Genomic DNA, 411 nt, shown 5'->3' on the forward strand with positions numbered 1-411 from the left:
CTTCGGTCGTCTGCACCGTCTGGATGGCGTTGCCGGCATAGATCGGACGCAGATAAGTATCGGCCGAGACGACCTCGATGATTTCCGAGACCTGGGAAACGTCGAGCAGGGCTGCAACGCGCGGCATGACGTTCTTGCCGACCGAGGTCGCGGCTGCAACGATGGTGTCGTAGCTGCCAGCGAGCGAGACGATCAGGGCAGCGAGCGGTTCTGCGAGGTTGTTGGCAAGCGAGGCGTCGTCGGAAACGAGCACCTTGGCAACGCCGGCCAGCTTGGCGGCCTGTTCGGCTGCAGCCTTGGCGCCGGCGCCGGCGACCAGCACATGCACATCGGCTCCAGTCCCACTGGCGATTTTCGAAGCGGCGCTCAGCGCCTTGGCGGTCTGGTCGGAAAGGTGGTTGCTGTCGTGGT

General features: G+C 64.5%; 1 pseudogene. It reads right to left on the reverse strand.

What is annotated here, in order from left to right:
- A pseudogene (locus ASE71_RS03930) lies at window positions 1–411 on the reverse strand (electron transfer flavoprotein subunit alpha/FixB family protein); the annotation flags it as partial.

This window comes from Ensifer sp. Root954 (genome assembly GCF_001429005.1).
Classification (GTDB): Bacteria; Pseudomonadota; Alphaproteobacteria; order Rhizobiales; family Rhizobiaceae; genus Ensifer; species Ensifer adhaerens.